The organism is Flavobacterium sp. UBA7682 (assembly GCF_002482945.1).
In the GTDB taxonomy this organism is placed as follows: Bacteria; Bacteroidota; Bacteroidia; order Flavobacteriales; family Flavobacteriaceae; genus Flavobacterium.
This window is the reverse complement of sequence record NZ_DLGY01000050.1, coordinates 83446-110208: the sequence shown is the minus strand read 5'-3', so window position 1 is coordinate 110208 and position 26763 is coordinate 83446. Positions and strand designations below refer to the sequence as shown.

The window sequence follows — 26763 nt, the reverse complement described above, 5'->3', positions numbered from 1 at the left end:
TTTGGTCGCATCAGAAATGTATCAGCTGACTGAAATTTTAGTTATATTTGGAAACGCTAGTGAGTGAAGAACGCCAAAATCACAATCTGCAAAACGTTAGCGATAAGCGTAATAAAACCATAAAATTCAATATGAGAACCATTTTAAAAACTTTATTAGTTTGCATAATTATAACCAGTTGTAATTTGGGAAAAGCTCAAATTAAGGACTTAAATTCATCACTTAAGGAAATAGAAAGTTTCCAAAGTGAAAACAATTATGAAAAAGCAAATGAAATGCTTGATTCTCTCATTACTGTATATCCAAACAATGCAGAATTATATTTTAGATTAGCTCATTCAAAAACCATTTCAAAACCTAATCTGTTTGAAATAATGAATCTTCTTGATAAATGTTTGTCTAAAGATTCATTACACTTCAAAGCTTTGTATCTAAAATCACAAGGACTAATGTTTATGGGAGATTTTCGAGGAGCTTTAAATATTCAAAATAAATTAATTGAAAATTATCCGAATTTATTTTTACTTAAACTGGATAGAATATCAACCTATTTATTTTGTGGTGATTTTAAATTGGCAAAATCAGAAGCTTTCAAATATATTCCTTTGTGCGAAGATTTAAATGAAAAAGAAAGGCTTTACAGAGTAAGTATGTACTCCAATTACTTTTTGGGAAATAAAGAAGCTATGTTGGAAAATATTAACGAAATGAATTCATTAGGTTTAAATACCGATTATTCTGCTAAACTTATTAATAAAGAATTAATATTTGAGGAATTTGCTAAAGGAAAAAATGTTGGAAATATACCGTGTTCTTTATCTCAACTTGAATATATGTTTCCAATAAAAAAATAACGCCTATCGCTAAAAGTAGTTTACAACAATTGCCTTACGTTCCTGAACGACACAAACAATGAAAAAATCAACAAAAACATTGCTAATAATTCTTCTACTCCTAATTCTTGGAATTTTTATACATCCCAAAAAGGTAGTCTATGTTCCAAAAATAACCGGAAAAGTAATTGACGAAAAAGGAAATTCAATAAAAGATGCCGTTGTCTCTCGAATAGAAGAGTTGAGTTCGATAAATGAGAAACAGGGTTATTATGATTATACAAAATATAAATCCCAGACCACAAAAACTGATGAAAATGGAAATTTTGAACTTCTGGAAAAATCAAGAATTGAATGGATACACACTCCGTTAGATTTACCTTTTGCTTGGTGCTTTGGGAATTTTGAAATTGAAAAAGACGGTTTTAAAACATACAAAACAGAGTTTGACGAATTTCGTCAATTGCATAAAGACAATTGTTATGCTTGTGAAGAAATAGAATTTAAACCAATAATAACTCTGAAAAAAAAGGAATAAAAAATGTTACAGAAAGAAAAAAGCAACGGTTAACAGCATTTTCTCGCAATTGCGAGTTTTGTGGTAAGTTCACGTTTAGCAAGAAAAATTTATCTTTAATAGAAAATAGTCAGTTCGGAAGTTTGCCACTTCGAAAAGCCAAAAACCGTTGGAGGGAAGTGTAAATAACCTCTACCCAATTGACATTAAATAAATATAAATAATTTATGGAAAAACCTCAATTGAACTATAATGAATATTTGAGATACACTTTTGCCGGTGGCTTTGGTGTATTGACATATTTATACTTAAATCCAACAATTAGACAAACATTATTTGATGAAAATGGAACGATTAAGGACTCACTTTTTCTTGTTCTTCTTTCATTATTACTTGGTTCATTTTTGTATGCAGTTCACAGGGCAACATTATATCCAATTTGCTATAAGCTGAATCTAATCATACTCAGGATTAGTGGAAAGACAAATAATAATTTGAGTTGGGTAAAATTCATTTTTACACAGGACGAAGTAAAGCGACAAGACTTTCGAAGATGGAAACAAAGAGCAAACCCGAAATCATTTGCGTCTAATTTGTTGGACTGGTCTGCACAAATACACTTTCTCTATTGTTGTGTTTGGGCAATGTGGCTATCGTTTATATTTACCGAAAATATAACAACTGATAACTTCTTGAAAAAAAACTGGTTGTTATTTACAATTATACTTTTTGTAATTTCATTAAGAAATCATTACCGAAGTTTATTGTATGATATTGATATTGTTAAGCATGACCAAATAGAAAATATTGACAAAAAAGTCAAAACTATAGAGTTGAAAGTAGAAACAGAATAAAGTGAAACACCAGTTGACAAGAAAGGTTTTACGCTATTGCGAGTTTTCTGACTTTAAAGCCGCGGCACGTCATAGGCAAGTTATCATTCCTTTAAAAGACATAAATCTTAATATATTCATGGAAAAATTAAACGTCAATTCAAACAAAGGATTCAAATGGGCAATAATAACAATGTCCATTTTCATACTTATAATAATTCTTCATGTTATTCAAGAGTTTGTAAAAATAGATATGTCAAATTTCTATGGAATATTATTGGTTTTAATTTTAATATTTACCGTTGTTGGTGTTATTGATTCAATTAAGGGAATAAAAGAACCAAATACTTTGCGAAAGGTTATTGGTATGATTTTGAATTCAGGTTATGTTGTTCTATTAATTTTTATAATAGTTGCAAATATTCTTGACATCTATAAAGCATTTCAATAGTAACCTGCCTATAAAAGTACTTTGCAACAACTGCTTGGCTTGAGTTTCTCACCGAGTTTTCTCTGAAAACTCAAAAGCAATTCTACATTTGAAATCATCAGTAATAAATTGTTACAACTATGCGAAGACGACACCTTATAGCCAATTTTTAAACTCTTGAACAAATGAAATATTTCTTAAGCATTTTACTCTTGTTGGTAATACAACCTAAGATTTACTGCCAAAAAAATGAGCCTATCAAACAACTTGATTCACTATCATTGAAAAACAATGAAAGACTTTTCATTTTGATGGAAACTGATTCATTTACTGTAGTAACAACGGAAAATTTTTTAATGAAGGATTGTAAAGATTGGATTAAAAAACATAATATAGATTGGGACAAACAGCTTTTAAATAGCTTAGCAAAAGAAAAGTCCAAAATTGTTCATGCAGACAGTTTAACAGAAAGCGCCAAAGTAAAATCCAGACTTAAGTTTAGAATAGCCAGCTTATTAGAAAAAGGAAAATGCCTAGTTTATAATAAACAGAAAAGAAAATTGGAAAAGTATACTTCGTCTGAATATTATAGAACTGAATATGTGGATGGCCGCACATTTAAAACAAAACAGAATTGGATTATTTTTAAAATTGTTGATGGAGTTTATTGAAAAAAACTGATTATAACAGCATTTTCCTTCTAATTCCCTCAAGTAACAAAACCCAAAAAGTACTGAACGAAACCCGAAAAGTACTTAACAAACATCGAAAAGTGCCTAACAAAACCCAAAAAGTACTGAACGAAACCCGAAAAGTGCCTAACAAACATCAAAAAGTACTGAACGAAACCCGAAAAGTACTGAACGAAACCCGAAAAGTGCTTAACAAACAACGATATTGACCTAACAAAACCCGAAAAGTGCCTAACAAACATCGAAAAGTGCTGAACGAAACCCGAAAAGTGCCTGACAAAAGTCGAAAAGTGCTGAACGAAACCCGAAAAGTGCTTAACAAAACCCGAAAAGTGCCTGAGTAACATCGAAAAGTAACAAAGTCACCTCAAAATGTGCTGTACAAATTGGGAAAAGTACCAAACCAAAACTGACTATTCCATTTTCACCATCAAATACCACCAACAAAAAAGCATCCCAAAAATGGATGCTTTTTTTATCTTTAGTGAATCTTTGTGCTGCTTCGCAATCTTTGTGAAACCACCTTCGTAATTCCTAATTAATAATTCGTAATTAGTTTCTATTTATCCATCACAAACTTAAACGCCATACTAACAATATCCGCGCTCAAAGTATCACTGCGTTGGTAATGATTGTACCTGAAATCGATATTCTTCAACCCAAACTTCCAAATATGAGCTTTGGTAAATATATCCAAGTACGTTGCGCCTACACCATACTGACTCGCATTAAAAGTTGACAAATCATAATCAGACGTATAATATTTCTCTGTAGACAAATGCGTTTCAAAGGGCGCAAAATACTTCGACTCTGTTTGCGTATAATAACGATACATCGGATAAACCGTGAAATGGTCATTCAACTTTATCGGCACTTCTATATTAGCCGTATGCGCCTGAACGCCCCAATCATCGGTATAGAAACGATAATAAGTTCTCAGTTTAAAGTGTTCATTGATGTAGTAATTAAAACGCGCACCAATCGGCAATTTAAAACGAGTATTCGGCAAACGCTCAATATCATCCGCCAAGCGATACACACCTACATTCTCCGGGCTTTCATACACCGGAATGTATTGGCTTTGCCCAACATAGTAATTCGATTTATCCGCAAAATAAATACGGTGATAAGGAGTTGACAACAAGCCTTGCTGTTTTAAAACATCAAAGAACACAGAAGCCTGAAGCTTTTTAGTCAATACTTGTGAATACCCAAACGATAACGAATATGAGTTTCTATTCACCGATTGAATGTTTTCAAATTGCGAAGGCAAATAACCGTTAGAAGCCACGCCGTTCTGATCATAAATGGTAATACCACTGAAATACCCGTTGTTCAAAAATGAATTTCCATACTGGTCATACTCATGCAGTTCCGTTGGCAATATCGGTCGCCATTGGTCAAGATACACATTGGCTTTCAAACTCAATTCGGTGTTTTTCTCATTAAAAAGTTTGGCAACGCCACCACCAAAACCGATAGAGGTATAATCAAATTCATTAGAAAAAGACACATCCGCATTCCATATAAAGTTTCTATCGTCAGAACTATGACTGTAGTTCACATTCACACTCGTCAAAGCATCTTGTGCCGATGCACCCGAAGAAGCCAACCAAGGCGTTCCATAAGGAGAACCGGCTTTGTCATCATCATCATCGTCATCACCACCGCCAGAAGCACCGGTATCATTAAAAGGATTAATATTACTCGAAGAAGCCGATGTATAAGCCGATAAACCCGCATCAATAGTCAATACATCATCGGCATTCATAGGCATGGTGACTATAATATTCGAAGCCAAATCGGTCAACTTCTCAGAACCCATTCCACCCGAAACGGAAGAATGCACACCGTCTTGTTTGTAATAACTCAATAAGAAGTCAACTTCCGTTGCCTCTAAAACTCTCTTTTTAAATACAACAGTACTGTCTTTTTCTTGTGAAAAAGAACAGTAACTGCTCAATAAGGCTAATAGAAATAGGTACTTTTTCATTTTATTTATTAATTACAACCACAACCACCACCGGTTTTTCCTCCATTGGCTCCAGCCGCAGCCTCTCGATAAACTTGGAAAGTCACTTCATAGCGTTCCGCGGTTTTGGCCGATAATTTCATTTCAGTGTCGTTGATGTATTCCTTTTCATATTCTTTCACCGGCGAGCAGGAAGTCATGAAAACAAACAAAGCGAGTATTCCAAATACTTTAGTCATGTTGGTACTTTTTTAAATCTATATTATTTGAGGTCGATATCTTACCGTCTTCGTCAACCATAATGCAGCCTATGCCCGGCAATTGGTTAATCAAGTTCATTCCGGCGTCTTTGCCCATTACAAACACACCGGTTGCCAAGGCATCAGCCAACTCAGTGGTATTGGCAAAAACACTAATGCTAATCAAACCCGTCGCAGGATAACCTGTTCGAGTGTCTATAATATGCGAATAGCGTTTTCCGTTAAACGTGACATATTTTTCATAACTGCCCGAAGTTTCAACCGCCTTATCTTCAAGCGGGAACGTAGCAAATATTTTGTTTTTATTCATCGGATTCTTAATCCCTACTTTCCATTGTTCACCATTAGGTTGTTTGCCCCAAGTGCTAATGTCACCGGAGATATTCACCAATCCGGCAGTACAACCTTTAGCAATCAAATGGGCTTTGACTTTATCGGCAATATAACCTTGACCAATGCCGCCCATGCCGAGTTTCATCCCTTCGAGTTTTAAGAAAACGGTTTGCTTTTCTTTATCAATGATGATATTTTCATAGCCAACCTTCTCTACCGATTTTTTGATGGCTTCCGGTGTTGGCATTTCCTTCATGCTGCCGTCAAACTTCCATATTCTGTCCATTGACGCATAACTAATGTCAAAAGCACCATCCGTAAGCTTCGATATTTTGATAGAACGTTCAATTAGTTCTATCAGTTCTAAAGGCACTTTAACCGCTTGCTTTCCGGCATTCTGATTAATTTGGGATAATGGTGTAGTCGGAATCCAATCAGAGATAATATTTTCTATCCGTTTGACTTCAGCGATAGCCATATCTTCATATTGATGGGCTTGTATGGTATCATTAGCCACTACGGTAATTTCAAACGGACTGCCGAGCAAACTCACTTTTCGTTTGTGAATCAGTTGGGCATTGGCACTGAAACCAATAGTTAGCAACAATATAAATAGTAATCTGTTCATGTTTATTTAATAATGGCTTTTAATTCGGTTACAAATTGGTCTGCGCTTTGGCTTTCATAACCTTTCTTAGCCATGACTTTTCCGGTTTTATCTAAAACAGCTACTAAGGGGAAAAACCCTTCTTTATTGTATTTTTCGGCTAAAGCCAAATTGGCGGTTCTCAAATCTTCCGGTAAAGCGTTGTTCTTCTTCTTAGGAAAATCGGCACGAAGAAGTACAAGATGATCATTGGCATAAGCTTTAAACACTTCAGATTGCCAAACGTTTTTATCTAATTTAATACAAGGCGCACACCAATCAGAGCCGGAGAACACCAATAAGATTTTTTTGTTTTCCTTTTCTGCAGTGGCTTTAGCTTCTTCAAAATTAGTCGTCCAGTTTTGAGCAAAACCAGCCATTGATAGGAATAAAAACGAGGCTATAAATATTTTTTTCATGTTGACTTTTTATGTAAAGCAAGTTCAAATTCATTTACCCTACTTTCTTTTTAAAGTATTTTTTTTATCACAACGGTATAGCCTTAATATCAAAACTAGCATAGGGTATTTAAACACTAATCGGTTATAGTTGTATCAGTCAATTTATAATTCGTTATATGAACTATTTTAAAAAGTACTCGCCTTTCATCAATTTACTTTTCTTATTTATCATTGTCAATGTTATCCTAAGAATCATATTGCTTTTCCATCCCATTACACAATCCTCATTTGGACTTCTCGAAATCACTAAAATCTTTGTTTTAGGATTCATTTCCGATGTGTTTCTATTTATAATCGTCAGTGCTTTTCTATGGCTTTACTTATTGTTTTTATCCAATGTAAAGTATGAGAAATATGGATACCTTATTTTTGGCGCTTTGGTTTTACTATTGGTGTATGTTTCGTTTTTCAATACAATCCTAAATGAATATGGCGGTTCGTTACCGGAAATAGGAATAAGTTTTATTGCCTTGAAAACTATCTTTTTTGGGTTGTTGTTATTCCTCCCAAAACACAGAAAAGCAATTCGATTGGTATTGTTTTTTATCACGATGTTCATTTTTACGTTGGTGATAATTCAAAACGCCATCAGTGAGTTTTTCTTTTGGAATGAATTTGGCGTACGTTACAACTTCATCGCCGTAGATTATTTAGTCTACACGAATACAGTAATTGGTAACATCATGGAATCTTATCCGGTAGTGCCGTTGTTTGCAAGCGTTGGATTAGTGACTGCTGTACTAACGTATTTTATCGTAAAACGTGCCCAACCTTTTCTGAATCATTTACCTTCCTTTAAAGAAAAAGTAAAAGGTTTGGGAGTTTATGTTGTCTTAGTGATACTATCACTTACAGCCATTCCGTTATTGGCAAAACAAGAAAATAGCCCTAATGTTTACACCAATGAATTACAAGCCAATGGCATGTTTAAGTTTTATACAGCGTTCATGAATAACGAATTAGAATTCTATAAATTCTATAAAACAATGCCGAAAGCCGAAGCTTTTGCGCTACTACAAAAACAAATACCGGGAATTAATAGGGAAAGTTCACTCAGAACCATCAAAGCTGATTCTACTGAGCTTCACAAAAATGTAGTGTTGATTACGGTAGAAAGTTTAAGCGAGGATTTTATGACCGAATATGGCAACAAGAAACACATCACACCATTCTTAGATTCATTAGCCGATAAGAGCTTACAGTTTACCAATCTGTATGCGGTTGGCAACAGAACCGTTCGCGGATTAGAAGCCGTAACTTTATGTCTGCCGCCAAGTGCCGCCGAAAGCGTCGTGAAACGAACAGACAATAAAAACAAATTCTCCACCGGTAGTGTCTTCAAACAAAAGGGTTATGCCGTGAAGTATATGTATGGTGGCGATGCCTTCTTTGACAATATGGGCGACTTTTTTGGAGGCAATGGTTACGACGTTATTGACAAAAAAACTTTCCAGCCTAACGAAATTACTTTTGCCAATATTTGGGGTGTATGTGACGAAGACATGTACCACAAAGCCATCAAAGAAATGAATAACGAAGCCAAGGCAAATAAACCGTTCTTTAACCATATCATGACCGTGAGCAATCACCGACCTTTTACATATCCTGAAGGCAAAATTGATATTTCAGGAATGGCCAAATCCAGAGACGGAGGTGTAAAATATACCGATTATGCGTTAAAACAATTTTTTACAATGGCCCAAAAACAACCTTGGTTTAAAAACACTGTTTTTGTAATCCTGGCCGATCATTGTGCTTCAAGTTCCGGTAAAACCGAATTGCCTTTGGACAAATACCGAATACCGGCTATGATTTATGCACCGGGTTTCATACAACCTGAACATGTCAATACTTTAATGTCTCAAATTGATATCATGCCTACCCTATTTGGTTTGCTCCATTTTAATTACAACAGTAAATTTTATGGTCAGGACATATTTAAACCAACCTACCAGCCAAGAGCATTTGTGGCGACTTATCAGGATTTAGGGATGATTAAGAATAATGTTTTGACCATCATTTCACCAGTTAAAAAGGTAAAACAATTCCAGTTGATTTCAAAAGCAAAACCCAATGTAAAAGAAGAGTTTCAATCACAGTATGACGAAATTCCAATGTTACATTTGAGAGAGGATTTGGTAAAAGAAACCATTGCTTACTACCAAACGTCTGCCTTTTTGTTAAAAAACAAACAACTCCAAAAATAATGATTGTAACCCAACTGTATATTCATTTGTCAAATCATGGCCTCATCGGTATCATTGCTATTTCTTAATTTATTCTTATCTTAGAGGCATCAAAAAAAGAGTAAATTAATTAAATCATTTAGTTATGAGAATTTTTATGCCTATTATTTTTATTACACTTTTTGTACTCTATGTTTTATATATAACGGTTGTAAAAAAGGAATTAAAGCAAAATTTGTATAAAGTAGTTTACCCCGGTTTGTTTTTTATAACCGTTTGGGGCACAATCTATTACTTTATGATAGAATAAAATGGTAACTTCTCTTTAGATAATATGCCATTACAATGAATTTATATCACTAACTAAACCACACATCATGATTAAAAAACGGTCTCTTGGGATTCTCTTTTTATTTTTCGTTAGCGTTTCTTTTGCCCAACAACTCAATACGGTTAAACTCGATAGTTTGTTTGCCGTTCTGGAGGCCAAAAACAAGTATATGGGAAGTATTGCGGTACGTGAAAATGGTAAAATAATTTACACCAAAGCAGTTGGTAAAGTCGATATAGGTTTAAAACAAAAAGTCACAACCGCCACAAAATACCGTATTGGTTCCATCACCAAAATGTTTACTTCTTGCTTGATTTTTAAAGCCGTAGAAGAAAACAAACTGACTTTAGACAAAACCATAGATGTTTATTTTCCTTCGGTTCCCAATGCCAATAAAATAACGGTTGGTAACTTACTCAATCACCGTAGCGGAATTTATAACTTCACCAACAGCGGTGAGTTTATGAGCTATTACACCCAACCCAAAACCGAAGCTGAAATGGTCGCTATCATTGCCAAAAGCAAAAGTGTTTTTGAACCTAACAGTAAGGCAGATTATAGTAATTCAAACTACGTGTTATTGAGTTATATCTTGGAGAAAGTTTATAAAAAGCCTTATAAAGAGATTCTTGCCGAAAAAATAGTAAAGCCTTTAGGATTGAAAAATACATATTTGGGAAGCAAAACCGATCTTGCCAACAACGAATGCTATTCCTTTTCATTCACCGAAACTTGGAACCATGAGAAAGAAACAGATATGTCCATCCCAATGGGCGCCGGTGCTATAGTTTCTAACCCAACCGATTTGACCATTTTCATTGAAAACCTTTTTGCCGGAAAAGTAATCACGACAAAGAGTTTAGATCAAATGAAAACCATTCAAGAAGATTATGGTATGGGTATTTTTGAAATCCCTTTTAATGATAAAAAAGGATACGGTCATACCGGTGGCATTGACGGATTTACTTCTGTACTCACCTATTTCCCGGATAATAAGTTGTCGGTTGCTATTACTTCCAACGGTAGCGTTTATCCAAATAATGATATCTTGCTTGCTGTGATGAAAAATTACTACCAAATTCCTTTTGAGATTCCGACCTTTAAAGCGGTTGAGTTGAGTTCGGAAGACCTGGACAAATATTTAGGAAACTACAACAGTCAGGAATTGGTAATGAAAATTAGCGTTACTAAAAAGGGCAACAAACTTTTTGCGCAAGCTACAGGACAAGGTGAATTTCCTTTAGACGCTACCGAAACAGATGTTTTTGAATTTGTACAAGCCGGAATTAAGTTAAAGTTTAACGTCGCCGATAAACAAATGACTTTAGAACAAGGTGGCGGAAAATTTATTTTTTTTAAACTTTAATCCGATGGAAAAGCGTCTAAACTATAACTACAAGTACTTTTAATTTATGTTTAGACACCAAGGCAATGCGCGAACTTTTATTCATAATCTGCGATTAGCAACATTATTATCTTTCGTTGCCGGTATCGTGAATATTACAGGTGTTTTATCGTTAAAAACGCTTACCACTAATGTAACCGGACATTTCGCTTTTTTTGCCGAAGAGATTCTGCGTAAGGATTATGCCATCGCCATTACTTTTTTGGTTTTTACACTTTGCTTTTTATTGGGTTCGTTTACCGCCAATACCATTGTGGAATTAGTTTTACAGAAGCGGCCAAAATTGGCTCATGTAGTTCCAATTGCTCTAGAAATTACGATTCTGTCCTGCGTTGCATTTTTTTTTGGCGCATCAAGTATTTATGATCTATATGGAAAAGTAGAAGCTTTTCTACTGCTTTTTGCCATGGGTATTCAAAATTCATTGGTGACCAAAGTATCTCAATCAACGGTGAGAACTACTCATTTAACAGGTTTGTTCACCGATTTAGGGATCGAACTTTCGCAATTGTTCTTCTATAAAAAGCCGGAACAGCAAACTAAGTTGAAAACCAACATTTATCTGAGGTTATCCATCATTACTTTCTTTTTTATCGGTTGTGTCGTGGGCGGATATGCGTATAGTTATCTTCAAATAAAAACCTTGTTAATTGCCTCAATAGTATTGGTTATAGCACTCTTTTATGATTATCTTCGATTGAAGTTTTTTGTTATTACCCGAAAATCATTTGAATTATAATTTATGCTGCATTTTAACAGAACCTATTTGCTACTGACCATTTTACTTTTTGTCATTGAAGTATGCATCGCTTTATTTGTTCACGACAATTTTATCCGACCATATTTTGGGGATGTTTTGGTCGTAATCTTGATTTATTGCTTTGTGAAATCGTTTCTCAAGATATCAGTAACCAAAGCTGCTATCGCCGTTCTATTATTTGCTTTTTTGGTAGAAACATTACAATATTTTACCATAATTGAAGTTTTAGGTCTTCAAAACAATAGGTTGGCACGAACTGTTATTGGAACTTCCTTTGCTTGGGAAGATATTTTGGCCTACATAGCCGGAATTGTAATAGTAATTGTTTCTGAAAGGATTTTTAGCCGGAAAAGCCAATTACAATAGACCGTTATACTTTCTAATAAACCATTCTGCGGCAAGTGATAAGGCTAATAAAACGAGTAACCAAACCCAATCTACCAAAGGCGATTTCTTAACGATGGTTTTCTGAATGGCTTTGTAACTTTCGTCTTCTGACAGTTGCTTGATCAGCGCATCGATTTGATTTGGCAAATAAGCTTTCCCTTGCGTTTGCGTAGCCAATTGGTTCAACTTGTTCCAATCCGGATTGACAAATTGTTTTTCGATATCAAAATCCAAGACTTCAAAACCGCTTGAATACGAAGAATTAGAATTCAATTCTTTTACGGTAAACTTATAATTTCCGGCAACTAATCCATCAAGGTTAACTTGAAAAGCATTCGTGGTTCTAAGTAAATCATAGTTTTTGACTTGCTTTGTTTTAGTATTGGTAACGGCAATGGTTAATCTGGCTTTTTCGTCTAGCTCATAGTTTTTGTTGAAATATTGGGCTGTGATTTCAATGCCTTCGCCAGAATTGTAAAAACGCTCGTGATTCACTACTAAAGACTTTCGGGCATTGTTGGACGCCAAATATTGAATGGTTTTGTCCAAGAAAATATCGAAGTCTACAAAGTCCTTTTTGGTCAAATAATTATCCGCGCGCCATTTCCAAATATTCTCTCCGAATAAATAAGCCGAACGCTTACCTTGTTCTTCATTGAAAGTCAATAAAGGTTGATTGGTTTCTATATTGCGAATCGTAGATGACAATAATGTATTGGTGTTTCCTTTCGCAGTAATTGTTCCAAACGGGTTTTCCAAAGGAGGAAATTGTTCGAAACCAATATTGTCTAGTGCAAACAGATTAAATTGGGAATCATGAGATGCCAAATAATCTTCTTTCTGCGAACTCATTTTAAATACAAACTGCGTTTGATTTTGGTTTAAAAAGTTGAAATCGGTATCGTTTCCGGTGATAATCCACGAGTTGATTTTGGCATTGGCATTCTTATCAAAAACCGATTTAAAAGCGACCGTTGGTTGGTACAGAATTAAAATATTATAATTTTCTAAACTGCTGATTTGATTTGGTTTAAGTATTGTTACTTTTCGTTGTGCATTAGTTTCAATGGCACGTTTTATCGCTCCTAAATCGGGATGTGCAATATCTGCAATCAAAGCGACTTCTGTCTTTTGATCAATGACTTCAACGGCAAAGTTTTTCGTGTTGTTATACGTATTTTTTTCTTGTTCTTTAGAAGAAATAGTTGCTTTCAGAATTTGTAATCCAACATTGTTCGCCGGTAATAAAACATTAAAGGTTGCTGATTTCTTTGAAGGCGAAAAAGCTACCGTTTGCTCATTTAACACCGAATTCCCTTGGGTAATTTTAAATGAAGCATTGATACTTTTGGTTCCCGAATAATTCAGAAACACTTCAACAGGATATTTGTTCTTGTGAAAAGCGTATTTGTTGACGTTGAGTTGCGTCACTTTTAAGTCCAAATAAGTAGTCGTATCACCTACTACCAATGGATAAACTTTGTTCAAAGGATTAAACCCGAAAACATAATCTTCACCCGAAGTTTGGTTTCCGTCAGAGATTAAAACAGTTGGAAACGTTTGGTTTTTATAGATGTTTTTCAAGCTTTTCGCTACGACATCTACATTCGATTGTGTGCCTTTAAAATCAATGGTGTCCGAAGGTAAAAAGTCTTCATCAAACTGATAGGTCTGTACTTCAAACTTATCATTTAAAGCCGAATTGTCTTTTAGTTTTTCAAACAATTCCATAGCAACTTTATCCGATTTCAAATCCGCCATCGAAGCTGAATTGTCAATGACTATCGGCAAAGGTGTTTTTACTGTCTCTACAGTTTTTCGCGTGATAATCGGATTAATCAGCAAAAGTAACAATCCGAACACGCTAAAGAAACGCAAAAAAGCCAAAAGCAAAGTCACTTTCGACCTGCTTTTGACCTTATATAAATATTGGTAGAATGACACAGCTAACGCTATTCCTAAAGAAAGCAATATTAGTAAAACAGTGTTTGTGGTCATATATTTTAAGTGATCAGTGTTCAGTAATAAGTGTTCAGTTGATTGGTTTTCTGCCAACTAATAACTGAGCACTGCCTACTCTTTTTAAGTAAGCATTCCTCCGCAAACATTCAATACTTGTCCCGAAACGTAAGCACTCATGTCTGAAGCGAAGAACAAACAAGCATTGGCCACATCTTCCGGACTTCCGCCACGTCTTAACGGGATAGAATCTCTCCAACCTTGTACAACATCATCGTTTAATTTAGCTGTCATTTCAGTTTCAATAAATCCCGGAGCAATCGCATTACAACGTATATTTCTCGAACCTAATTCTAAAGCTACCGATTTTGTAAACCCAATCATACCGGCTTTTGACGCGGCATAATTGGCTTGACCTGCATTTCCTTTTACACCAACAACCGAACTCATGTTGACGATAGAACCTTTGCGGTTTTTTAACATGATTTTCTGAACAGCTTTGGTCATATTGAATACCGACTTCAAATTGATTTCAATTACTTTATCAAAATCCTCTTCGCTCATACGCATTAAAAGATTGTCTTTGGTGATTCCGGCGTTGTTGATTAACACGTCAACGTTTCCAAAATCGGCCATGACATCATCCACTAATTTTTGCGCTTCATTGAAATCAGCTGCGTTTGATTTGTATCCTTTGGCTTTGATTCCCAAAGCGATTAATTCGTTTTCCAATGCCAAAGCACTTTCGGCAGAAGAACTATAAGTAAAAGCCACATTGGCTCCGTGTTGTGCAAAAACTTTAGCGATACCGCTTCCGATTCCTCTACTCGCGCCGGTGATAATGGCTACTTTTCCTTCTAATAATTTCATACTATAAAAATTAGTTTGTTTGTTTTAATGAAAGTTCAAATATAGGAATATTTTATAGGTTGGAAAAGATTACACCACTTTTAAACCTTTTAAAATTTATGCAGTCTTAGAAGGTAACTCACCAACCAAAACCAATTTTTATGTTCAAAAAGATTATACTATTACTGATTCTACCACTTACCTATTCTTGCGGAAGTGACGATAGTTCAAATTATGAAGAGATTGATCCTTATGCCAATATTAGAGCTACTTTTGGGAGTAACATCAGTCCGGAAAACCTCTCTAATTACGCCAATCAAGTCATTCCAAACTATATTACCAAAGACAACACCGCCGGAAATTCAATTACTGATAAAGGCGCTACTTTGGGAAGGGTTTTGTTTTATGACAAGAATCTGTCTTCTAACAATACCATTTCTTGTTCGAGTTGTCACCAACAAGCCAATGCTTTTGGAGATTCAAATATTGCCAGCAACGGTGTAAACGGAACTACCGGAAGACATTCGATGCGTTTAATCAATACACGTTTTGCTAATGAAGTAAAATTCTTTTGGGATGAACGTGCAATTAATTTAGAAACTCAAACAACGATGCCTATTAAAGACCATGGAGAAATGGGTTTTAGCGGTACCAATGGCGACGAACCTTTTAGTGGTTTAATCACAAAACTCAGCAACATCGGTTATTACAGAGAATTGTTTCAGTTTGTGTATGGCTCTGAAGAAATTACTGAAAACAAAATCCAATTGGCTTTAGCTCAATTCATCAGAAGCATCCAGTCTTTTGATAGTAAATACGATATTGGCAGAGCACAAGTGGCTAATGACGGTCAACCTTTTTCCAACTTTACCAATCAAGAGAATCAAGGAAAAAATTTATTTTTATCACCACCGGTTTTTGATGCTACCGGTAACAGAACATCCGGTGGTTTGGGTTGTGCCGGTTGTCATGCGGCACCAGAGTTTGATATTAATCCAAACACCGGAAACAATGGTATCATTGGCACCATTAACGGCACCGGAATTGACATAACCAACACTAGAGCACCTTCATTGCGTGACTTAGTAAAACTTGATGGAACTACTAACGGACCGATGATGCATACCGGAGTTATTACCACTTTACAGGCGGCAATTGGTCATTATGGTGCAATCAACTTAGCGCCGGGCAATACTAATTTAGATGTAAAATTAAGACCCAATGGTTTTGGACAACAATTGCATTTAACAGCACCCGAAGTCAATGCGGTTATTGCTTTTCTTCGAACATTATCGGGAACCAATGTGTATGTTGACCCAAAATGGTCAAGTCCTTTTCCGAATTAAAACACCATTTGTTGTAGAGACGCGATTAATCGCGTCTCTACGGTTAACAAACAAAAAAACCGCCTCGTTAGTTAAATGAGGCGTTTTTTTTTTATTTAAAAGGAATTATTCTTTTATAAACTTACCGGTAGCACTACCCCTATCGCTTATAATCTTAATAAAGTAACTACCTCTCTGTAATCCTGAAACATCAATCGTTTCATTTGGATCTGTATTCACTTGAACCAATTGACCAAGTGTATTATAAATATTTACCGAGGTCATAACCACACTTTCCTTAGCAGTAATGTTTAGCACATTTTTAGTCGGTACCGGTGATAAACTATATAAAGTAGTGAAACTAAAATCCGAATTATTTAACGGATTATAAAAAGTTGTCGTATAAGTCTCAGTAACTATCGGAGCATTGTAATCAAAATATATACTCGCTGCATTACTAAAGGTCTCTAAATCTAAAAATGTGGTCTTTGTTTTTATTTTAAAAGCCACATACCCATCATTATTAGCATCGTCAAAAGGCAAGTTGATATTTTCAAAAATAAACTCAACTTGATTTGTGTTGATAATTCTTGTCACAAATGAATGACTACCACTTAGAGGAACCAAAGTAGCCATGTCAAACTTGGTCAAATCAATAATATCTTTTACAACTACATTTTCAGCGGCAAATGTACCGTTGTTTTCAAATCGAATTATATAGTGAACATATTCTCCAACAAATTCTAATGGCAACCATGTTCCTTGAATACACGTTTTATCATTAGGGTCAAAAGAATTAACGACTGTTTGATTTAGATTTGCGGTATTGTCTTCCGGTGTTTCATCTGTATCACCAACCGCTGTTGCAGAAAAAAGCAACCCATTACCGGCATTCACCGGAGGTGTTTCAAGCGGAGAATTTAGATTTAAAATAACTGAAATTTCTCTGGATTCGAATGGCAATAAGTTATTAAAATTCCAACTCAAAAGGTCTGCTCCTTGACTCGATGTACTAGGATTGGCAGTAACTAATTGCAAAATAGTATCATCATAATACATACTTATTGAACCACTTTGAGTAGTATTTCCTTTGTTTTTGTAAATGATTTTATACTGTGAATCAAAACCCGGTCTGGTCGGACCGATGGGTAATATAATAACCTCTAGATCATTATGAGTGCCATTAGGAGTTACACAAAAGTTTTGAACAAACGGACTGGCAGAAGTAGGAAACGTTACGGTAGATGAACTTGGAGAGATATTGAAATAAGTAGGGTTTTCTAATTGTGGTGTTAAAATGTGGTTTCCAGCTTGCATAGGGATTGCATAATTTCCTGTTGCATTTGCTATGATATTCCCTGTAAATGAACCGTTAGTAATTGCTATTTTTAAATTAGGAACAACAATGTCGTTAATTTCACAACCGTTATTATCCATATCAAACTTGCTATTGCCTTGAATGGTATAATATAGGCCATTCGGCGTAAAACTACAATAGCTGTTTACATGGCAATTAGTATAACCATAAGAACTGATTTTTTGTTGTACAAAAGACAAATCTTGTTCATCAGCACAAACATATAGAAGATTAGGGTTATAATCAAATCCAAGATTAAGCCAACTACTATTGTTATTTTTAATATTGAGTAATGTTAATTGATTATCACTACAGCCTAAATTGTTCAAACTAGTTAAAGTAGAAACATCTAAATTGGATAACTGGTTTTCAAAACAAAATAAATTTTTAAGGTTGGTTAAATTATTGACATCAAAACTCATTAGCTGATTGTTATCACAAGCTAATTGAATTAAACTTATACAATTTGATATATTTAATAAACTTTGTAATTGATTATACCGACAATTTAAATTATTCAAATTTGTTAGATTAGAAACATTCAAACTTGATAATTGATTATAACTGCAATCTAAATAAATTAAGTTATTAAATGCTTCGATACCCGTCAAACTTGAAATGTTTGAACTTTTAACATCAAGCCATTTTATTGCTTGAGCTTCACTCACCTGAATTTCTCCATCGCCATTAGTATCAACACTACTGCTACTAGCTAAACTCCAAGCGATAATTGGATAGTAAATTGGAGTTTGTGTTGATGCAATAGTATTATTTGGACCAGCCGCTAACAACTTCGCCTTAAAATTGGCATCAGGAATATTTACAATTTGCGAATTTGCGATAGAAACAGCAAACAATAAAACCAAAAGGGTGTAAATTTTTTTCATCTCTATTCTTTTATAAACTTACCGATAGCACTACCCCTATCACTAACAATCTTAATAAAATAACTACCGTTCTGTAACCCAGAAACATCAATCATTTCACTCGGATTAGTATTCACTAGAACCAATTGCCCAAGCGTATTATAAATGCTAACCGAAGTCATGACTACACTTTCTTTAGCAGTAATTGTTAACACATTTTTCGTCGGTACCGGCGATAAACTAAACACACTGTTAAACTCAAAATCCTGATTGCTTAAAGCTTGAATAGTTGTGGTATAAGTATTGGTTACAATCGGGAAATTATAATCAAAATAGATGTTTGCACTATTACTGAAAGTATCACCCAATACCAATGTCGGTTTGGTTTTGATTTTAAACGCTACATACCCGTCATTATTGGCATCGTCGAAGGGTAAGTTAATGTTTTCGAAAATGAATTCTACCTGATTGGTGTTGATTCGGCTAATAAAAGAATGACTTCCATTTAATGGAATTAATGTAGCGATGTCAAATTTAGCACTATCAATCATATCCTTTACAACAATGTTTTCAGCAGCAAATGTTCCGGTATTCTCAAAACGAATAAGGTAATGCACATATTCTCCAATCATAGTAGTGGATACGGTTGTTCCTTCCAGACAAGTTTTGTCATTAGGATCTAATGAGTTTACTACGATTTGTTTCAAAGTTGAACTATTGTCAATCGGTATGTCGTCATTTGGAATGGGATTGATAACTGCCATAAAATCCAATTGATCGCCAGCATTAACAGCCGGAATCTCCATTGGCGAATTGATATTCATAGTAACCAATATTTCCCTTGTTTCAAAAGGCTGCAGATTGCTGTAATTCCAGGACAATATATTTTCGGACTGATTTGAAACCATTGGACTAGCCGAAACAAAATCAATATAATCATTTTCAAATTCGAAACTTAATGATCCTGTTTGCATTTGATTTCCTTTATTTTTATAGATAATCTTGTAGGTAGCATCAAATCCGGGACGCGCAATAAGTATTGGCAAAATAACAACTTCCAGGTCATTGTGTGATCCATTGGCTGTGATGCAATAGTTTTGTGTCAGTGGGCTTAATGTGTCCGGGAAGTCAACGGATAGTGAACTCGGAGAAACTGTAAAATAATCGGGATTTTCCAAAATCGGCGCTAAAGTATAGTTCCCATCAGAAACAGGTATCAAATAATTCCCTGATAAATTACTTATTATAGTTCCCGAATTACTTCCGTCAGTAATGGAAAACCTTAGATTGGGTATAGCAATATCGTTATTGTCGCAACCATTATTATCAACATCTAATTTGTGATTTCCCTGAATTGTATAATAAATACCTCCTGGTGTAAAATTACAATAAGTGTTTGTGTTACAAACAGCGCTGCTGTAATAACTCTGAACCATTGAAACTTCTGATTCATCGCAACACACATAAGTTATGTTGGGATTTCCTTGAGCAATCATCCCAAAGTTGTCAAAATAACCATTTTTGACATTAATGGCCTGTAGATTATTGAATCGGAGTTCATAAAATCCATTACCTTGATTGGGAGGTCCGCCGGTTGCAAAATCACTTAAATCAATATATTCGATCATATTGTTAGGGCATTGTAAATCACGTAACATTGTCAAGCCCGAAATATCCAATTGTGTTAACTGATTGTTCAGGCAAATCAAATGCTCCAAATTCAATAGGTTGGAAACATTCAGGCTCGTTAAACCAAGTTCACTGCATCCCAAATACGTCAGGGCAATGTTACTGGAAACATCTAAGGACGTAAAGGGATTGGAACCACAATCCAGAATTTTCAACGTAGAAAGATTTGACAAATTTAGACCAGTCAGTTGATTTGAACTGCAATAAAGAAGTTCTAAATGAGGTAAATTGATAAGCGACAAATTGGTTAGCTGGTTTGCACCACAGTCAAAATTTTTTAAATTAGGATAATTGGTTAAGTTGATTGTGGTGAGCAGGTTATGATCACAATACAGTTCTTCCAAATTAGTCAAACCAGTAAAATTCATATTGGTAATCTGATGGTTGCTGCATCGCAGAAATTTTAAATTGGTAAAACTACTTAAGCCCGTTAAGGTAGCAATATAAGGCTGATCATAATAACGGTAAACATCTATATAAGATACGTTTAGAGCTTCACTGACTTCAATTTGCCCATTACTGTTAGCATCCATCTTAAAATAATTCCCGGCTAAATTTTTCGCTATGAAATTATTGGTATCTGCCTGTAGCAGCTTTGATTTAAAATTAGCATCCGGAATGGTAATCACTTGGGCGTTTGCTGTCAATGGCAATAGCGCTAGTAATAAGAAGTAAAGCTTTTTCATGAAAATAGTTTGATGCTCAAATATATATAAAATACTTATAAGACTATCCTATCTTTAAAAATTGCAGTTAAAAAATAAAATTAATTGCTATTCTAACTCTTGTTTATCTAACCTATTACTTTCTATTAACTTTTTTAGTATCTCTTCTTGCTGTTGCAATATTAATAGCTGGTACTTTTGTCTCACTACCTCTTTTGGTCCACATCTTTCCAAACTTTTCATAGCTTTATCTTCTAAAGTTAATAAGGCTGCGGGATGCAGTGCATCTTCTTTATTAGCTTGTTCTTTAAAAAAAATAATTAGTTGGAGTAGATTCAATGTGGCTCGATATTCTTCTTCCATTTTGGGTAACTTTCTAATGATACTCGACTGATAATGTTCACAGTCCTTTAAGGCTTTCGCGAGAAATTTTTCTTTTTCTTCTTCCCAATCAGCAATTTGAGGAAAATCCTTGGCTTCAGGCGTTTTGGAAGTGGCCATGAAAAGACCTATTTGTGAAGATCTTATCAATGCATTTGTAGGCAATTCTCGTAATCCCAGTTCGAAAAGTGACAATTGGCTTCGGGTAATATTTAATAATTCAGCCATTTCGTATTGCGTAAGATTCAATTCATTTCTAAGGTATGCGCTTTTTCTCATATGTAGCATTTTTTTTGTAGCATTTTGATTTGCTACATAACTATTGCTACGCTATTAAACAAAAAAGGTGCCAATGCAAAAAAGCCCCGATTTCTCGAGGCTTTCTATTATTTATATCAATTGAAGGAATAAATTATCCCATTACTTCTTTTACTTTCTTACCAATCTCAGCCGGAGAATCTACAACGTGAATACCACATTCTCTCATGATTCTCTTTTTGGCTTCAGCCGTATCATCAGAACCACCAACGATAGCACCGGCATGACCCATAGTACGACCTTTTGGCGCTGTTTCACCGGCGATAAAACCAACTACCGGCTTGCGGTTTCCGTCCGCTTTAATCCAATGCGCTGCATCGGCTTCCAATTGACCTCCAATTTCACCAATCATGATGATACATTCTGTTTCAGGATCATTCATTAACAATTCAACTGCTTCTTTAGTAGTAGTTCCAATGATTGGATCTCCACCAATTCCGATAGCCGTTGTAATACCTAAACCTTGTTTTACCACTTGGTCAGCCGCTTCATAAGTTAAAGTACCTGATTTAGATACAATCCCAACTTTTCCTTTTTTGAAAACGAAACCAGGCATGATACCCACTTTAGCTTCTTCCGGAGTAATTACTCCAGGACAGTTTGGACCAATTAATCTACAATCTTTTCCTTTGATAAAATCATACGCTTTAATCATATCTGCTACCGGAATACCTTCAGTAATCGCAATGATTACTTTGATACCCGCATCAGCCGCTTCCATAATAGCATCGGCAGCAAATGCCGGCGGAACAAAAATGATAGAAGTATCTGCTCCTGCTTGTTCTACTGCATCTTTTACGGTATTAAAAACCGGACGCTCTAAATGAGTTGAACCACCTTTTCCCGGTGTTACACCACCAACAACATTGGTCCCGTATTCAATCATTTGAGAAGCGTGAAATGTTCCTTCACTTCCTGTAAATCCTTGTACTATTATTTTTGAATTCTTATTAACTAAAACGCTCATTTGTGTGTTTGTTTATTTGTGTTTATTTTTTAATTTCATTCCGTTCGGCCTGCCGGCCTCAGGTGTGTTGCAAAAGTATGAAATAGTATTCAGTGTTCAGTATTCAGCATTCAGATTTTTGCAAAATTACTATAGTTGACTCATTTGATAACCTCGATATAATTTATCGTCTTTAATCTCCCAAATGACCATAAAGTGCGCTAACAGCATTTCTTCTCTCGGGTTTTCAATGGTTTTTACGTAATGAGAATAACGAACAGAAACAGTATGACCCTCGGAAAGAATATGAGATATTCTTGATTTAGAACGAACATAAGCTTTACTCATCTCATTACTCAAGTCAACAATTTGACTTTTGTTGAGCTTTAAAAAGCCTTTTGTACTGTGCCATTCTAAAACAACTTCGGGATGCAATAAAGCATTCACTTTATCCGCTTCTAACAATACATCCGATTTGTAAAACTCTTGAACGATAGCTTTAGCGCCCATATTTTATTTAAGTTTATTTAATATTTCGGGGATTTTTTTGATGTAGGCAAACTGTTTCATTTTCTCACGTGCTTCATCAATCGGTGTTCCCGAATAGGTTTTTCCTCCTTCAATGGATTTGCTTACACCGGTTTGTCCCAAAACTACTGCTTTGGTGCCGATTGTTATTCCGCTGGTAGTTCCAACTTGTCCCCAAAGAGTCACTTCATCTTCAATGATAACACAGCCGGCAATTCCGGTTTGGGCAGCAATCAGGCATTTTTTACCAATAACGGTATCGTGACCAACATGCACTTGGTTGTCAATTTTGGTTCCGGCACCAATAGTGGTATCGCCGGTAACACCTTTATCAATAGTACACAACGCTCCTATTCCAACATTATCTTCAATAATAACTCTTCCTCCTGAAAGCAATTGGTCAAAACCTTCCGGACGTTTTTTATAATAAAAAGCATCAGCCCCTAAAATTGTCCCCGAATGAATAATCACATTGTCACCGATAACCGTATGGTCATATACAATTACATTGGCATGCAACAAACAATTTTTACCGATGGTTACATTATGACCAATAAAACAATTCGGTTGGATTACCGTTCCTTCTCCTATTTTGGCCGAAGCTGAAATGCTGGCATTCGCCGCCACAAAAGGTCTGAAATGCTTAGTCAATTTATTGAAATCTCTAAAAGGATCATCAGAAATCAATAAGGCTTTACCATCAGGGCAATCGACTTCTTTGTTGATTAAAACAATAGTCGCCGCGGATTGCAATGCTTTGTCGTAATATTTCGGATGGTCTACAAAAACGATATCGCCCGGTTCCACCACGTGAATTTCGTTCATGCCGTGAACTGCAAAATCATCGGCGCCAACATATTGACTATCGATAATCGTTGCAATTTCTTTTAAGGTATGTATTCTTGAGAATTTCATTTTTTATAGTGTTCAGTCCCGAAACTTCGGGACAGTTGTAAGTGATCAGTTTTCTGCTAACTGACCACTGAATACTGATTACTATTCTTTAACTCTTTCCATATAAGAACCAGTAGCCGTATCAATCTTAATTTTGTCTCCTTCATTAATAAATAAAGGTACATTTACAGAAGCACCGGTTTCTACTTTTGCAGGTTTTGTCGCGTTGGTCGCTGTATTTCCTTTTACGCCCGGTTCAGCATAAGTAACTTCTAAAACGATTGACGCCGGCATATCTACAGACAATGGCAAATCGGTCTCCGTGTTAATTTGAACCATTACGATTGTTCCTTCTTTTAACAAATCCGGAGCATCAAGGACTTTTTTATCCAAAGTAATTTGTTCGTAAGACTCGGTATTCATAAAATGAAACTGATCTCCTTCTGCATATAGATACTGGAAATTTTGTGTTTCTACACGAACTTCTTCAATCTTGTGTCCCGCCGAAAAAGTATTGTCTAATACTTTACCATTGGTTAAAGATTTTAATTTGGTTCTCACGAAAGCCGGTCCTTTTCCCGGTTTAACGTGAAGGAATTCGATGATTTTATAAATATCGTGGTTGTATTTGATACACAATCCGTTTCTAATATCTGATGTAGATGCCATTTTGTTTGTTTTATAATTCGTAATTGATAATTAGTAATTTTTAGTAAGAACCTGAGTAACCTTTCATGATTCCTCTTGAGGAGTTTCTGATGAAATCTAAAATCTCGTCGCGTTCCGGTGTGGCTTCCATTTCACCTTCAATGATGGCCATCGCTTGTGAAGTGTTATAGTTTTTTTGGTATAATATTCTGTAAATATCTTGAATCTCTCTGATTTTGTCCGAAGTAAAACCTCTTCTTCTCAATCCTACTGAGTTGATTCCAACATAAGAAAGTGGTTCTTTTGCTGCTTTGGTATAAGGCGGAACATCTTTACGTACCAATGAACCTCCTGAAATCATAGCGTGATCTCCAATATGAATAAACTGATGAATAGCAGCCAAACCACCAATGATGGCGTAATTTCCAACGATTACGTGTCCGGCCAAAGCCACACCATTTACAATGATGGCGTTATCACCAATATGACAATCGTGAGCAATATGCGCTGTTGCCATTACCAAACAGTTTTTACCAATTACGGTTTGTCCGGAAGCGATAGTACCACGATTAATCGTTACACATTCTCTGATCGTTGAATTGTCACCAATTATCGCCAGTGAATCTTCTCCACCAAATTTTAAATCTTGAGGAACAGCGGCAATTACGGCTCCTGGAAAAATATTGCAATTCTTTCCGATACGTGCGCCTTCCATGATGGTAACATTGGACCCAATCCAAGTTCCTTCACCAATGATGACGTTGTTATGAATAGTTGTAAAAGGTTCTATAACGACATTCTTAGCGATTTTGGCACCAGGATGTACATAGGCTAACGGTTGGTTCATATATTATTGTTTTTTGGCTATTTGTGCCATTAATTCGGCTTCGGCGACTAACTTTCCGTTAGCATACGCTTTGGCTTGCATATGACAAATTCCTCTTCTAATTGGTGTAATCAATTCACATTTAAATATCAAAGTATCACCCGGAAGCACTTTGTGTTTGAACTTTACATTGTCTATTTTCATAAAGAATGTCAAGTAATTTTCAGGATCCGGAACCGTGCTTAAAACTAAGATTCCTCCGGTTTGAGCCATAGCTTCGACTATAATAACTCCCGGCATAACCGGCGCTTCCGGGAAATGGCCTACGAAGAAACCTTCGTTCATCGTCACATTTTTCATTCCAACCACGTGCTGGTCTGACATTTCAATGATTCTGTCAATGAATAAAAATGGCGGACGGTGTGGCAAGATATTCATAATTTTATGAATATCCATTAACGGTTCCAAATTCAAATCGTAAACCGGAACTTGATTGCGCTGTTCTATTTTGATAATTTTTGAAAGTTTTTTGGCAAATTGAGTGTTTACAAAATGACCAGGCTTATTAGCAATTACTTTTCCTTTAATTCTTGTACCTATTAAGGCCAAATCACCAATCACATCCAATAATTTATGACGTGCGGCTTCGTTTGGATAATGCAACGTTAAGTTGTCAAGGATACCGTTTGGCTTCACTGAAATTTTATCTTTTCCAAAAGCTACTTTCAGATTGTCCATAGTCTTTTCAGAAATCTCTTTGTCAACATAAACAATAGCGTTATTTAAATCGCCGCCTTTGATTAATCCGTTATCCAATAAAGTTTCTAATTCGTGAAGAAAACTAAAAGTTCTGGCATCTGAAATTTCGGTTTTGAAATCGGAGATGTTTTTCAATGTAGCGTTTTGTGTACCTAAAACTTTGGTCCCAAAATCAACCATTGCAGTGACTTGGTACTCATCAGCAGGCATTACTAAAATCTCACTTCCGGTAGTTTCATCCATAAATGAAATGACTTCTTTCACTACATAATAATTTCGTTCAGCATCTTGCTCAACGATTCCGGCTTTTTCAATTGCTTCTACAAAGAACTTAGACGAACCGTCCATAATTGGTGGCTCAGATTCATTTAATTCGATAATAACATTATCAACATCACAACCCACAAAAGCTGCAAGTACGTGCTCTGAAGTTTGAATTTTTACACCTAATTTTTCAAGGTTGGTGCCTCTTTGTGTGTTTACCACATAATTGGCATCCGCTTCAATAATCGGGCTTCCCTCTAAATCAACCCTAACAAATGTATAGCCATTGTTAATTGGCGCGGGTTTGAAGGTCATCTTTACTTCTTTTCCTGTATGAAGACCAACACCGGTCAAGGAAATTTCGTTTTGGATGGTTCTCTGTTTAACCATTGGTATGCTTATTTAAGTTTAGTTTTATTCCGCTGTACTACCTGCAATTAGGT

26 protein-coding genes are annotated in these 26763 nt (G+C 35.4%); 11 read left to right on the top strand and 15 right to left on the bottom strand.

Features of this window, described 5'->3' with window-relative positions:
* Window positions 1-131 precede the first annotated feature (131 nt).
* From B3C16_RS15875 to B3C16_RS15850, 6 genes are all read left to right on the top strand, one after another.
* Window positions 132-854 (top strand): tetratricopeptide repeat protein, encoded by a 723-nt coding sequence (locus tag B3C16_RS15875; RefSeq protein ID WP_121313732.1) that lies wholly within the window; start codon window positions 132-134, stop codon window positions 852-854.
* Window positions 855-912: 58 nt separating this feature from the next.
* A complete protein-coding gene (locus B3C16_RS15870) occupies window positions 913-1371 on the top strand; it encodes a hypothetical protein (RefSeq protein WP_291133259.1) in 459 nt (152 codons plus the stop codon).
* Window positions 1372-1577: 206 nt separating this feature from the next.
* Entirely contained in the window at window positions 1578-2204 is a 627-nt protein-coding gene (locus B3C16_RS15865) for a hypothetical protein (protein WP_291133257.1), read from the top strand.
* 118 nt (window positions 2205-2322) lie between these two features.
* Complete coding sequence (locus tag B3C16_RS15860) at window positions 2323-2634, top strand: hypothetical protein (protein ID WP_291133255.1); 312 nt, start codon at window positions 2323-2325, stop codon at window positions 2632-2634.
* A 164-nt stretch (window positions 2635-2798) separates the two neighbouring features.
* Window positions 2799-3284, top strand: a complete 486-nt coding sequence (locus tag B3C16_RS15855) for a hypothetical protein (protein WP_291133253.1) — start codon at window positions 2799-2801, stop codon at window positions 3282-3284.
* Window positions 3281-3514, top strand: a complete 234-nt coding sequence (locus tag B3C16_RS15850) for a hypothetical protein (RefSeq protein WP_291133251.1) — start codon at window positions 3281-3283, stop codon at window positions 3512-3514. The genes B3C16_RS15855 and B3C16_RS15850 overlap by 4 nt, the downstream gene beginning before the upstream one ends.
* Before the next feature lie 350 nt (window positions 3515-3864).
* On the opposite strand, the gene B3C16_RS15845 is transcribed toward B3C16_RS15850, so the two are convergent.
* From B3C16_RS15845 to B3C16_RS15830, 4 genes are read right to left on the bottom strand one after another with little or no spacing between them, the layout of a single operon-like run.
* The gene (locus tag B3C16_RS15845) at window positions 3865-5298 is read right to left on the bottom strand and encodes a DUF3570 domain-containing protein (protein WP_291133250.1); all 1434 of its coding nucleotides are present in this window, start codon (window positions 5296-5298) and stop codon (window positions 3865-3867) included.
* A gap of 8 nt (window positions 5299-5306) precedes the next feature.
* A complete protein-coding gene (locus tag B3C16_RS15840; protein ID WP_199717152.1) occupies window positions 5307-5516 on the bottom strand; it encodes a DUF4266 domain-containing protein in 210 nt (69 codons plus the stop codon).
* Window positions 5509-6498: an FAD:protein FMN transferase gene (locus B3C16_RS15835; RefSeq protein ID WP_121313729.1), complete on the bottom strand. Its 990-nt coding sequence runs from the start codon at window positions 6496-6498 to the stop codon at window positions 5509-5511. The genes B3C16_RS15840 and B3C16_RS15835 overlap by 8 nt, the downstream gene beginning before the upstream one ends.
* 2 nt (window positions 6499-6500) lie before the next feature.
* Window positions 6501-6935: a thioredoxin family protein gene (locus B3C16_RS15830; RefSeq protein WP_121313728.1), complete on the bottom strand. Its 435-nt coding sequence runs from the start codon at window positions 6933-6935 to the stop codon at window positions 6501-6503.
* Between the two features lie 158 nt (window positions 6936-7093).
* Between B3C16_RS15830 and B3C16_RS15825 the strand changes: the two genes are divergently transcribed.
* The 4 genes from B3C16_RS15825 (at window position 7094) to B3C16_RS15810 (ending at window position 12025) form a co-directional block, all read left to right on the top strand.
* On the top strand, window positions 7094-9184 hold the full coding sequence (locus tag B3C16_RS15825) for an LTA synthase family protein (RefSeq protein ID WP_291133247.1): 2091 nt from the start codon (window positions 7094-7096) through the stop codon (window positions 9182-9184).
* 356 nt (window positions 9185-9540) lie between these two features.
* Entirely contained in the window at window positions 9541-10860 is a 1320-nt protein-coding gene (locus B3C16_RS15820; RefSeq protein WP_291133245.1) for a serine hydrolase, read from the top strand.
* A gap of 46 nt (window positions 10861-10906) precedes the next feature.
* Window positions 10907-11638, top strand: a complete 732-nt coding sequence (locus B3C16_RS15815) for a YoaK family protein (RefSeq protein ID WP_121313726.1) — start codon at window positions 10907-10909, stop codon at window positions 11636-11638.
* Between the two features lie 3 nt (window positions 11639-11641).
* Window positions 11642-12025, top strand: a complete 384-nt coding sequence (locus B3C16_RS15810; protein ID WP_291133243.1) for a DUF2809 domain-containing protein — start codon at window positions 11642-11644, stop codon at window positions 12023-12025.
* On the opposite strand, the gene B3C16_RS15805 is transcribed toward B3C16_RS15810, so the two are convergent.
* A complete protein-coding gene (locus B3C16_RS15805; protein WP_291133241.1) occupies window positions 12017-14044 on the bottom strand; it encodes a hypothetical protein in 2028 nt (675 codons plus the stop codon). The genes B3C16_RS15810 and B3C16_RS15805 overlap by 9 nt on opposite strands.
* A gap of 84 nt (window positions 14045-14128) precedes the next feature.
* Window positions 14129-14875, bottom strand: coding sequence for a 3-oxoacyl-[acyl-carrier-protein] reductase (gene fabG, locus B3C16_RS15800; protein WP_291133239.1), 747 nt, complete (start codon window positions 14873-14875; stop codon window positions 14129-14131).
* Between the two features lie 140 nt (window positions 14876-15015).
* On the opposite strand from fabG, the gene B3C16_RS15795 reads away from it, so the two are divergent.
* Window positions 15016-16200, top strand: a complete 1185-nt coding sequence (locus tag B3C16_RS15795) for a cytochrome-c peroxidase (protein WP_291133237.1) — start codon at window positions 15016-15018, stop codon at window positions 16198-16200.
* A 105-nt stretch (window positions 16201-16305) separates the two neighbouring features.
* Here B3C16_RS15795 and B3C16_RS15790 read toward each other — a convergent pair whose 3' ends face one another.
* The 9 genes from B3C16_RS15790 to B3C16_RS15750 all read right to left on the bottom strand — a co-directional run bounded on the left by B3C16_RS15790 (window position 16306) and on the right by B3C16_RS15750 (window position 26710).
* Complete coding sequence (locus B3C16_RS15790) at window positions 16306-18423, bottom strand: DUF7619 domain-containing protein (protein ID WP_291133235.1); 2118 nt, start codon at window positions 18421-18423, stop codon at window positions 16306-16308.
* A gap of 2 nt (window positions 18424-18425) precedes the next feature.
* Window positions 18426-20777: a DUF7619 domain-containing protein gene (locus B3C16_RS15785; protein ID WP_291133233.1), complete on the bottom strand. Its 2352-nt coding sequence runs from the start codon at window positions 20775-20777 to the stop codon at window positions 18426-18428.
* Window positions 20778-20864: 87 nt separating this feature from the next.
* Window positions 20865-21416, bottom strand: a complete 552-nt coding sequence (locus B3C16_RS15780) for a helix-turn-helix domain-containing protein (protein WP_291133231.1) — start codon at window positions 21414-21416, stop codon at window positions 20865-20867.
* A 133-nt stretch (window positions 21417-21549) separates the two neighbouring features.
* Window positions 21550-22422, bottom strand: coding sequence for a succinate--CoA ligase subunit alpha (sucD, locus tag B3C16_RS15775; RefSeq protein WP_121313718.1), 873 nt, complete (start codon window positions 22420-22422; stop codon window positions 21550-21552).
* Window positions 22423-22551: 129 nt separating this feature from the next.
* Window positions 22552-22911: a nuclear transport factor 2 family protein gene (locus B3C16_RS15770; protein WP_291133229.1), complete on the bottom strand. Its 360-nt coding sequence runs from the start codon at window positions 22909-22911 to the stop codon at window positions 22552-22554.
* A 3-nt stretch (window positions 22912-22914) separates the two neighbouring features.
* Window positions 22915-23844 (bottom strand): UDP-3-O-(3-hydroxymyristoyl)glucosamine N-acyltransferase, encoded by a 930-nt coding sequence (locus B3C16_RS15765; RefSeq protein WP_291133227.1) that lies wholly within the window; start codon window positions 23842-23844, stop codon window positions 22915-22917.
* A gap of 81 nt (window positions 23845-23925) precedes the next feature.
* The gene (efp, locus tag B3C16_RS15760) at window positions 23926-24492 is read right to left on the bottom strand and encodes an elongation factor P (RefSeq protein ID WP_121313715.1); all 567 of its coding nucleotides are present in this window, start codon (window positions 24490-24492) and stop codon (window positions 23926-23928) included.
* Between the two features lie 40 nt (window positions 24493-24532).
* Window positions 24533-25318, bottom strand: coding sequence for an acyl-ACP--UDP-N-acetylglucosamine O-acyltransferase (lpxA, locus tag B3C16_RS15755; RefSeq protein WP_121313714.1), 786 nt, complete (start codon window positions 25316-25318; stop codon window positions 24533-24535).
* Window positions 25319-25321: 3 nt separating this feature from the next.
* A complete protein-coding gene (locus B3C16_RS15750; protein ID WP_291133224.1) occupies window positions 25322-26710 on the bottom strand; it encodes a bifunctional UDP-3-O-[3-hydroxymyristoyl] N-acetylglucosamine deacetylase/3-hydroxyacyl-ACP dehydratase in 1389 nt (462 codons plus the stop codon).
* Between the last annotated feature and the right edge of the window lie 53 nt (window positions 26711-26763).